A 10,247-nucleotide genomic window follows, 5' to 3' on the forward strand; every position below is an offset into this window, starting at 1 on the left:
CCTCACTGTAACGCAAAAAACCAAAAAGGCGCTGCGGTGTGATTCACCTCAGCGCCTTTTTTACAGGACTTGCGTGGCCGCCCGCGAGCGGCCCACGCGATGCGGACCCGGCTTACGCCTTCGGCTCCGGCGTACGCAGACGAATGTGCAGCTCGCGCAACTGGCGCTCGTCGACTTCGCTCGGCGCCTGCGTGAGCAGACACTGCGCGCGTTGCGTCTTCGGGAACGCGATCACGTCGCGGATCGAGTCGGCGCCGGCCATCATCGTGACGATACGGTCCAGACCGAACGCGATACCGCCGTGCGGCGGCGCGCCGTATTGCAGCGCGTCGAGCAGGAAGCCGAACTTGGCCTGCGCTTCTTCCGCATTGATCTTGAGCGCGCGGAACACCTTGCTCTGCACTTCCTCGCGGTGGATACGCACAGAGCCGCCGCCGATTTCCCAGCCGTTCAGCACCATGTCGTAAGCCTTCGCGAGGCAGCGTGCCGGATCGGTTTCGAGGTATTCGAGATGCTCGTCCTTCGGGCTCGTGAACGGGTGATGCGCGGCCACGTAGCGGTTGTCTTCCTCGTCGTATTCGAACATCGGGAAGTCGACCACCCACAGCGGCTTCCAGCCCGCCTCGACGAGACCGTTGGCCTTGCCGAACTCCGAATGACCGATCTTCAGACGCAGCGCGCCGAGGCTGTCGTTCACGACCTTCGCGCGATCGGCCGCGAAGAAGATGATGTCGCCGTCCTGCGCGCCGGTACGCTCGACGATCGCCTTGAGCGCTTCGTCGTGCAGGTTCTTGACGATCGGGCTTTGCAGACCGTCACGGCCCTTCGCCACTTCGTTGACCTTGATCCACGCGAGACCCTTCGCGCCGTAGATGCGCACGAATTCCGTGTAGCTGTCGATGTCGCCGCGCGAAAGCTCGCCGCCCTTCGGCACGCGCAGCGCCGCGACGCGGCCGTCCTTCGTGTTGGCCGGCGTGCTGAACACCTTGAAGTCGACGTCCTTGACCGCGTCGGTCAGGTCGGTGAATTCGAGCTTCACGCGCAGGTCCGGCTTGTCCGAGCCGAAGCGGCGCATTGCTTCCGAGTACTCCATGACCGGGAACTTCGCGTCGAGCTCGACGCCGATCGTCTGCTTGAACACGTGGCGGATCATCGCCTCGAACAGATCGCGGATTTCCTGTTCCGACAGGAACGAGGTTTCGCAGTCGATCTGCGTGAATTCCGGCTGACGGTCGGCGCGCAGGTCTTCGTCGCGGAAGCACTTGACGATCTGGTAGTAGCGGTCGAAGTTCGCGACCATCAGCAGCTGCTTGAACAGCTGCGGCGACTGCGGCAGCGCGAAGAACTGGCCCGGGTTCGTACGCGACGGCACGAGGTAGTCGCGCGCGCCTTCCGGCGTGCTCTTGGTCAGCATCGGCGTTTCGATGTCGATGAAGCCCTGCTCGTCGAGATACTTGCGCGCCTCGATCGCGACGCGGTAGCGCAGACGCAGGTTGTGCTGCATCTGCGGGCGGCGCAGGTCGAGCACGCGGTGCGTGAGACGCGTGGTTTCCGAGAGGTTGTCGTCGTCGAGCTGGAACGGCGGCGTGACCGAGGCGTTCAGCACGATCAGCTCGTGGCACAGCACTTCGATCTTGCCGCTCTTGAGCGCGGCATTGGTCGTGCCTTCAGGACGGCTGCGCACGACACCCTTGATCTGCAGGCAGAACTCGTTGCGCACGCCTTCGGCGGCCTTGAACATGTCCGCGCGGTCCGGGTCGCAGACGACCTGAACGAGCCCTTCGCGATCGCGCAGGTCGATGAAGATGACGCCGCCATGGTCGCGGCGGCGGCTTACCCAGCCGCACAGCGAGACGGATTGGCCCAGCAGTTCTTCGGTCACCAGACCGCAGTATTGAGATCTCATCGACATGATGTTTGTCTTTCGTTTTGCATTGGTTGAACGGCGCGCCGCAGTGGGACACTGCCTGAAACTCTGCGCGCCGGCATTACAGCGGAGGCTCGACGGTCGTGCGGGGCACGGGCGCCGGCGGCGGCGCGGAAGGCGCCACGACGCCCATCGAGACGATGTACTTGAGCGCAGCGTCGACGGTCATGTCGAGCTCGATCACTTCGCTTTTAGGCACCATCAGGAAGAAGCCGGACGTCGGGTTCGGCGTAGTCGGCACATAGACGCTGACGTAATCTTCTTTCAGGTGATTGACCACGTCGCCGCCCGGAATCCCGGTCAGAAACGCAATCGTATAGGAACCGCGGCGCGGATACTCGATCAGCAGCGCCTTGCGGAACGCGTTGCCGCTGCTCGAGAGCAGCGTGTCGGACACCTGCTTGACGCTCGTGTAGATCGGGCCGACCACCGGGATGTGCGCGACCAGCAGCTCCCACCACTTCACGAGCTTCTGCCCGATGAAATTCTGCGTCAACAGCCCGACGATAAAGATGAACGCGAGCGTAAGCACCGCGCCGAGGCCGGGCAGGCGATAGCCGATCGCGCGCTCGGGCTGCCAGGAGGTGGGCAGCAGGAGCAGCGTCTGGTCCATCGTGCCGATGATCAGACCGAGCACCCACAGTGTGATGGCCAGAGGCACCAGCACCAGCAGGCCGGTCAGGAACACCGATTTGAGCGTCGCTTTTTTCGTCGTCATGTGTACCGCCAGAAAGCCGCGCGAGTCGAAGTCCGACCCACGGTAGATGCGCCGCCCGCGAAGGCGGCAGTCTCACTAGGCGTTGCCGGAGCCGCTCGTGCCGGCCGGAGCGGCGGTGGTTGCGGCCGTAGAGGCCGCGGGGGCCGCCGATGCGGCGGCTGTTACCGGAGCCGCATCGGGTTTGGCGGCGTTATTGGCTTCCGAAGCAGCCGGCGCGCTCGTGCCGCCGCTGCCGCCGCGAAAATCGGTCACGTACCAGCCGGAGCCCTTCAACTGGAAGCCGGCGGCGGTGAGCTGCTTGCTAAACGTGTCTTTCCCGCACTCGGGACACTGCGTCAACTGGGGGTCGCTCATCTTCTGGAGCACATCCTTCCCGAAGCCGCATGACCCGCAACGATAAGCGTAGATCGGCATGATCCTTTCCTACTCCAAATCCCTACTGAAATCTTGTAAACGCTTGCAAAGCCTTGAATTATAGCCGCAAACGGTAAGCGCTCCCCGCATTTCGGGAGCCGATGCGCGCCGCGCGCCGCCATCGCGCCAGATGGGGGCGACCCGCGACACTCTCAAGAGCGCGCCCGTGCCGCGCGCGCCACGGCGTCCGTCCTTACGCGCGACGCCGCCAGCTGAGCCAGCGCTCACGTCCGGAGAATACGGCGATCGAATCGGCCACCGCCTCGTCTTCGATCAGCTCGAAGTGCGGCGTGAGCAGCGCGTCGAGTTCGCCGCGCTCGACGCCGAACGGCGGCCCCTTCGGCGTCGCGCCGATGAAAAAGAACCCCGCGAGCAGCGCGCCGGCCGGCAGCAATTCGGCCATCCGGCGCACGTAGTCGCCACGGCGCGCGGGCGGCAAGGCGCAGAAAAACGCGCGCTCATAAATCCATGCCGGCGTGAACGGCGGCTCGTAGGCGAAGAAATCCGCCTGCTCGACCAGTTGCGCATGCTGCGCGCCCAACTGCTCGCGCGCGGCCGCGACGGCGGCCGGCGAGAAGTCGATCGCGCGCACCGGATTGCCCTGCTGGGCGAGCCAGAGCGCTTCGTACGCGCTGCCGCAGCCCGGAATCAGCACCGCGGCGTCGCGATGCCGTGCGGCGAACGCGCGGAACGCCGCCGGCACGCCCGCCTGATCCCACGGCGTGAAACGGCGCTCGAAGCGTTCGTCCCAGAACTCGGGCGAGTTGGGATCGCGGCTCGAAAAATCGGGCACGGGGGGTTGGGTCGGATCGCTCATCGAATGCCTCGTACGGGTTGTGCGCTCGGCGGCAGGCAGCCGGCCGCCTCATCCACCATAGGCGAGCACCAGAAACGCCCGCGCCAGCACCGCGCCGACGCCGACCGCCGCGCCGAACAGCAGCAGGCCTTGCAGCAGACGGTTGGTGCGCTTCTGCTCGAGCAGAATCTGGCGAATCACGTCGTCGTTCGCGCCACCGGCCGGGTGATGCCGCTCGGCGAGCATGTTATGGACGAGGCGCGGCAACTGCGGCAGCGTCTTGCTCCATTGCGGCGCCTCGATCTTCAGGCGCTCGAACCAGCCGCGCAGGCCGATCTGCTCGTTCATCCAGCGTTCGAGATAGGGCTTCGCGGTTTTCCACAGGTCCAGTTCCGGATCGAGCGAACGGCCCAGCCCTTCCACGTTCAGCATGGTCTTCTGCAACAGCACCAGTTGCGGCTGGATTTCGACGTTGAAGCGCCGCGACGTGGAGAACAGGCGCATCAGCACCTGGCCGAGCGAAATGTCCTTCAGCGCGCGATCGAAATACGGCTCGCACACCGCGCGGATCGCGCTTTCGAGTTCCTCGACGCGCGTCGTCGGCGGCACCCAGCCCGACTCCAGATGTAGCGTCGCGACGCGATGGTAGTCGCGCTTGAAGAACGCGAGGAAGTTCTGCGCGAGGTAGTTCTTGTCGAAGTCCGACAGCGCACCGATGATGCCGAAGTCGAGCGCGATATAGCGGCCGAAGTGCGCCGGGTCGAGACTCACCTGAATGTTGCCCGGGTGCATGTCGGCGTGGAAAAAGCCGTCGCGGAACACCTGGGTGAAGAAAATTTCGACGCCTTCGCGCGCGAGCTTCGCAATGTCGACGCCGGCCGCCCGCAGCGTCTCGACCTGGCTGATCGGCACGCCGATCATGCGCTCCATGACCAGCACCGTGGGCGTGCAGAACTCCCAGTACATTTCCGGCACGAGCAGCAGATCGAGCCCCTGAAAGTTGCGCCGCAACTGGCTGCCGTTAGCTGCCTCGCGCATCAGGTCGAGTTCGTCGTGCAGGTATTTGTCGAATTCGGCGACCACCTCGCGCGGCTTCAGGCGCTTGCCGTCGGCCCACAGACGCTCGGCCCACACGGCGATGTCGCGCAGTAGCGCGAGGTCAGAGTCGATCACCGGCAGCATGTTCGGGCGGAGCACCTTCACCGCCACGGCCTTGCCCGCATGCTGGCCGGCCTTCACCTTGGCGAAGTGAACCTGCGCGATCGACGCGCTCGCGACCGGCACCCGCTCGAAGTCGTCGAACAGCTCGTCGACCGGCGCGCCGAGCGACTTCTCGACGATCCCGATCGCGACCGCCGAATCGAACGGCGGCACCTGGTCCTGCAGCTTCGCGAGTTCGTTGGCGATGTCGACCGGCAGCAGATCGCGGCGCGTGGACAGCACCTGGCCGAACTTGACGAAGATCGGCCCGAGGCTTTCGAGCGCGAGCCGCAGACGCACGCCCGGCGGATCGTCGAACTTGCGGCCGATCGTCGTGATACGCAGCAGCAGACGCACGCGCCGGTCGTTGATGCGGCTCAGCATCATTTCGTCGAGGCCGAAGCGGATGACCGTGAAAAATATCTTGAGAAAACGCAGAAAACGCATGGTGTGGCCCGGTGACTAGCGCGTGCCGCGCAACGTGGCGGCGCCGCCCGGCGCATGCGCGCCGCGGGCTTCGACCTTCTGTTCGAGACGCTCGATGCGTTTTTCGACGCGCGCCAGGGCATCGCGCGCGCGCGCCAGCTCGACGTTGAAGTCGTCGAGCGCGGCGCGGCGCACCAGCTGCGGATTCTCGTCGAGCAGATACTCGGCGGCGGTGTCGAGCAGGTTGCGGCCGGTGCGCTGCACGTGCTCGCCGACCGAACGCACGAGCGAGGCGATACGCCAGGCCGGACCGTCGCCAATCAGTTTCGCGAGGTCTTCCTCGGGCTCCCAGCGCAGATGCTCGGCGAGCTTGGCGATCACGGTCGCGAACTCGGCATCGCCCTCGATCTTCACGTGCTTCATCACCGCGGCCTGACCGCCTTGCACGAAGGCCGGCAATGCGTCGGACGGCACCGAGATCGTCACGTCGAAGCGAGGCGCGTCGGCCTCGCCGAGCGTGCCCAGATGGCCGTCCGGCTGCACCAGCAGCGACAGCACGACAGGCGGACATGACAGGCAGGCGGTCTTGCCCGCATAAGGGGCGAGGCGCTCGCGGGCCCACGATTCGCGGGCGAGCAGATGATTGACAGCAGCAGCGAAGGGCTTGGCGGCAAGGGTCATCGAAAGTGGCAAGAAAAAACCCGCGCGAGCGAGGTGCTTGCGCGGGCTCCTATTGTAACGTCCGTTCGCTTCACAGCCTGCCTGGCCGAACGGCCAATGTGATGCGACTGGCCGGCGCGCGGCGTGCCGGCCGCCGGCCTGGTCGAGAGACGGCGGGACGCCGTGCTCCCGCAGTTGCCTCAGTGCTGCTCGACCTGCTGGATGCCGGCAAGCAGCCAGCCCTCGCCGGGACGGTGTGCCTTCGACAGATTCCAGACCTCGACGAACGGCTCGGCCGCCGCGCCCGGTTCCTCGCGAATCAGGCCGGAGAAGCGCACGCTCGCGAAATACTCGGTCGCGCGTTCCTCGATGTCGAGCAGTTCGGCATTCAGCTGCACCACGTCGGTCTGGTTCGCCTGCGTGCCGCGCGCCGCGAGATCGACGCGCACTTCGGCGAACATTTCCGGCGTCGTGAATTCGCGGATGTCCTCGACGTTGCCGACGTCCCATGCGGCCTGCAGGCGCACGAAATAGACCTTCGCGTTACGCAGGAACGCTTCCGTATCGAAGCCGGCCGGCACCGACGGCGCCGCGCCGACAGACGGCGTAGCGAGCGGATTGCCTTGCGGTTCGAGATATGAACCGGCGGGCGGCGCACTGTAGCGCGGCTCCTGCGCGTAGCCGGTGTTGCCGGCATTCAGCGAGGGCGCCGTGCCCGCGTACGCCGGCTGCGACGCATCGCGCTTGCGGCCGGTAAAGCGGCGGATCAGCCAGATCACGGCCATCGCGATCAGGGCGATCACGATCACGTTGGAAAACATGCCGGCGAACGCCTCGCCGAGCCCGAAATGCGACAGCAACGCGGCGATGCCGAGGCCGGCCGCGAGACCGGCGATCGGCCCGAGCCAACGATTGCGGTTCGGCGCGGCGGGCGGTGTAGGAGTGGTTGCGGGCGCCGGTTGCGCACGCTGCTGCGTGGCCTGATTGCTCTGCGCCGGTTGCGACGGCAGCGGCGTCTGACGTTGCTGCAGGCTATTCGATTGGCGGCCGATGCTGCGGCCGCCGCCCATGCGGCGCGCTTCCGCGTCGAGGGAAGCGAGGGAGCCGGCCACGAGCAGACCGACCATTGCGATCAATCCGATTCTTCTCGCCAGCGCCCCCTTAACCTTACGAGTAGATAACAAATTCGAATCGGACATTTCACATTTCCTTTAAAAATCGATGGGTTAGGAACCCTAGTACTTGGTCCCCACATGTAAAGCTACCACGCCAGCTGACAAATTGTAATATTTGACGCCATCGAGGCCGGCTTGTTCCATCATCGTTTTCAAAGTTTCCTGGTCTGGATGCATGCGGATCGATTCCGCCAGGTACTGGTAGCTGTCTGCGTCTTTGGCGAAGCGCTCGCCGAGCCACGGCAGCACCTTGAACGAGTAGAGATCGTAAAACTTCTTGAGCGGGTCCCACACCTTCGAGAACTCCAGCACGAGCAGCCGCCCGGCCGGTTTCAGCACACGGCGCATTTCCGCGAGCGCGACGTCCTTGTGGGTCATGTTGCGCAAGCCGAACGCCACGGTCACGACGTCGAAGTAGTTGTCGGGAAACGGAATTTTCTCGGCGTCGCAGAGCAGCGTCGGCGTGACGATGCCCTTGTCGATCAGCCGGTCGCGGCCCACGCGCAGCATCGATTCGTTGATGTCGGTGTGCCACACCTCGCCGCTCTCGCCGGCCTGCTTCGCGAACGCCTTCGACAGGTCGCCCGTGCCGCCCGCGATGTCGAGCACCCGGTAGCCCGGCCGCACGTTCGCCTGGGCGATCGTGAACATCTTCCACGCGCGGTGCAATCCGCCCGACATCAGGTCGTTCATCAAGTCGTAGTTGGCGGCCACCGAGTGGAACACCCCCGCCACCTTCTGCGCCTTGTCCTGTTCGTCGACCGATTGAAAGCCGAAGTGGGTTTTGCTCATCGCGCTCGTCCTTTCGCGTGTTCTTGAATGTTGCGCCGCTCGCGCGGCGTTCGGGGCGAATGGTATCAGTGACAGTGGCCGTGCGCAGCCGCCGCCGGAACCATCGGCGTATCGCGATCGACGCCGGCCGCCGCCAGTCTGGCGAGATACGCGCGCCAGAGTTCATCCTGACGCACGGCCATGTCATGCAGCAGATCCCACGAATAAATGCCGGTGGAATGGCCGTCCGAGAACGTGGGCTGCAACGCGTAATTGCCGACGCCTTCGATCATCGTGATCGTCACGTCGCGCTTGCCGGTCTGCAAGGTTTCCTGGCCGGGCCCGTGGCCCTGCACTTCCGCCGACGGCGAATACACGCGCAGCAGTTCGAACGGCAGGCGATACGATTCGCCGTTCGCGTACTGCAATTCGAGCACGCGCGACTTCGAATGCACGACGACGCCGGTCGGCACCGGGGTCTCGGGAGTCAATCCGCTCATCATGGTCTCATATAGAAAACGCCGGGCCGCGCCGGCCTTTCGCCCATTGGGGCATAAGCCTCGCGCGGCGACCGGTCAATCACGCCCGGGGAGGTTCAGCCGAGCGCCTGCTCGATTTCCTGCCGCACCGCTTCGCGCAGCAGCGTTGCCTGCGCGCGGCGCGACGACAGCATCGCTTCGGACACCGTGCGCTGGCGCGGCGCCCAGATCGGCAGCGGAAAATGCGCGTCGTTCGAATAACGCGGGATCACATGCCAGTGCACATGCGGCACCTGGTTGCCGAGGCTCGCCAGGTTCACCTTCACCGGCTGCATCACGCGCCGGATCGCGCGCTCGACCGCGTAGACCGCCTGCATCACGCGGTCGCGCTCGCTGGCCGACAGGTCCGAAAATTCGGCCACGTGCGCGTTCCAGATCACCCGGCAAAAGCCCGGGTAATCGTGTTCGTCGGCGAGGACGACCCGCAGCGAGTCGTCCTGCCACAGCACATCGCCACCGTCTTCACGGCAAAAAACGCAGTCCATCGTCGTCCTCGGCAGAAATCGTGGGTCGTGCCATTAAACCAGCACGCGCTCGATTCCGCCATTGTTCGCCCGTTGAACGTAATCCGCCATCCAGTTCTCGCCGAGCACGTGGCGCGCCATTTCGACCACGATGTAGTCCGCTTCCGTCCCCGCGTCTTCGTTGTAGCGCGACAGCCCTTGCAGGCACGACGGGCAGCTCGTGAGGATCTTCACGTCGGTCGCACCCGCGTTGCCGTGATTAGGCTGCGGAGCGGCGCCGGCCGTCAGCGCCGAGCCGTTCGGCGCGCCGGCCGATGCATTGGCCGGGTCGAGCGCGTTCGCGCCCGCGTCGGCCACGACCGGAATGCCGCGCAGCTTGGCCGCGCCCTTGCGGATTTCCTCTTCCTTGCGGAAACGCACCTGGGTCGAGATGTCGGGACGCGTAACCGCCAGCGTGCCCGACTCGCCGCAGCAGCGATCGTTCTTCTCGATCCTGTAGCCGTCGTGCTCCGAACCCATCAACTGATTGACGAGCTTGACCGGGTCGATCGTCTTGATCGGCGTGTGGCACGGGTCGTGGTACATGTAGCGCACGCCGTTCACGCCATCGAGCCTGATGCCCTTCTCCAGCAGAAACTCGTGGATGTCGATAATCCGGCAGCCCGGGAAAATCTTGTCGAATTCATAACCGGCGAGCTGGTCGTAGCACGTGCCGCACGACACCACCACCGTCTTGATGTCAAGGTAGTTCAGCGTATTGGCGACGCGGTGGAACAGCACGCGGTTGTCGGTGACGATCTGCTCGGCCTTGTCGAACTGGCCCGAGCCGCGCTGCGGATAGCCGCAGCACAGGTAGCCCGGCGGCAGCACCGTTTGCACGCCCGCTTCCCACAGCATCGCCTGGGTGGCGAGACCGACCTGCGAGAACAGGCGCTCCGAGCCGCAGCCCGGGAAGTAGAACACCGCTTCCGTGTCGGCGGTGGTCGTCTGCGGATTGCGGATGATCGGGACGATCTTGTTGTCCTCGATATCGAGCAAGGCGCGCGCGGTCTTCTTCGGCAGGTTGCCCGGCATCTTCTTGTTCATGAAGTGGATCACCTGCTGCGTGACCACCGGCTTGCCGACCGTGGCCGGCGGATGCGCGGTCTGCTTCTTCG

11 protein-coding genes are annotated in these 10,247 nt (G+C 65.1%); all 11 read right to left on the reverse strand.

All coding sequences use genetic code 11. The annotated features are described in order from the left end of the window. Positions 1-112: 112 nt before the first annotated feature. Positions 113-1,912, reverse strand: coding sequence for an aspartate--tRNA ligase (aspS, locus tag G3N58_RS26645; RefSeq protein ID WP_167035818.1), 1,800 nt, complete (start codon positions 1,910-1,912; stop codon positions 113-115). Positions 1,913-1,988: 76 nt separating this feature from the next. Then, a complete protein-coding gene (locus G3N58_RS26650; RefSeq protein WP_167035815.1) occupies positions 1,989-2,645 on the reverse strand; it encodes a DUF502 domain-containing protein in 657 nt (218 codons plus the stop codon). A gap of 75 nt (positions 2,646-2,720) precedes the next feature. Then, positions 2,721-3,059, reverse strand: coding sequence for an FmdB family zinc ribbon protein (locus G3N58_RS26655; protein WP_206000652.1), 339 nt, complete (start codon positions 3,057-3,059; stop codon positions 2,721-2,723). A 193-nt stretch (positions 3,060-3,252) separates the two neighbouring features. After that, complete coding sequence (locus G3N58_RS26660; RefSeq protein WP_167035809.1) at positions 3,253-3,876, reverse strand: methyltransferase domain-containing protein; 624 nt, start codon at positions 3,874-3,876, stop codon at positions 3,253-3,255. A gap of 48 nt (positions 3,877-3,924) precedes the next feature. Then, the gene (gene ubiB / locus G3N58_RS26665) at positions 3,925-5,502 is read right to left on the reverse strand and encodes a ubiquinone biosynthesis regulatory protein kinase UbiB (protein ID WP_206000654.1); all 1,578 of its coding nucleotides are present in this window, start codon (positions 5,500-5,502) and stop codon (positions 3,925-3,927) included. 15 nt (positions 5,503-5,517) lie between these two features. Further along, complete coding sequence (locus tag G3N58_RS26670; protein WP_206000656.1) at positions 5,518-6,162, reverse strand: SCP2 sterol-binding domain-containing protein; 645 nt, start codon at positions 6,160-6,162, stop codon at positions 5,518-5,520. A gap of 179 nt (positions 6,163-6,341) precedes the next feature. After that, positions 6,342-7,340 (reverse strand): TIM44-like domain-containing protein, encoded by a 999-nt coding sequence (locus tag G3N58_RS26675; RefSeq protein WP_206000658.1) that lies wholly within the window; start codon positions 7,338-7,340, stop codon positions 6,342-6,344. Between the two features lie 36 nt (positions 7,341-7,376). Further along, the gene (gene ubiE / locus G3N58_RS26680; RefSeq protein ID WP_167035797.1) at positions 7,377-8,108 is read right to left on the reverse strand and encodes a bifunctional demethylmenaquinone methyltransferase/2-methoxy-6-polyprenyl-1,4-benzoquinol methylase UbiE; all 732 of its coding nucleotides are present in this window, start codon (positions 8,106-8,108) and stop codon (positions 7,377-7,379) included. 65 nt (positions 8,109-8,173) lie between these two features. Then, positions 8,174-8,587: a DUF971 domain-containing protein gene (locus G3N58_RS26685; protein WP_167035794.1), complete on the reverse strand. Its 414-nt coding sequence runs from the start codon at positions 8,585-8,587 to the stop codon at positions 8,174-8,176. A gap of 95 nt (positions 8,588-8,682) precedes the next feature. After that, positions 8,683-9,111: an HIT family protein gene (locus tag G3N58_RS26690; protein WP_167035791.1), complete on the reverse strand. Its 429-nt coding sequence runs from the start codon at positions 9,109-9,111 to the stop codon at positions 8,683-8,685. A gap of 33 nt (positions 9,112-9,144) precedes the next feature. Further along, the coding region (locus G3N58_RS26695; RefSeq protein WP_206000660.1) for a (Fe-S)-binding protein at positions 9,145-10,247 on the reverse strand (1,103 nt) is incomplete at its 5' end.

Origin of the sequence: Paraburkholderia sp. Ac-20342 (genome assembly GCF_017104985.1) — a bacterium.
Classification (GTDB): Bacteria; Pseudomonadota; Gammaproteobacteria; order Burkholderiales; family Burkholderiaceae; genus Paraburkholderia.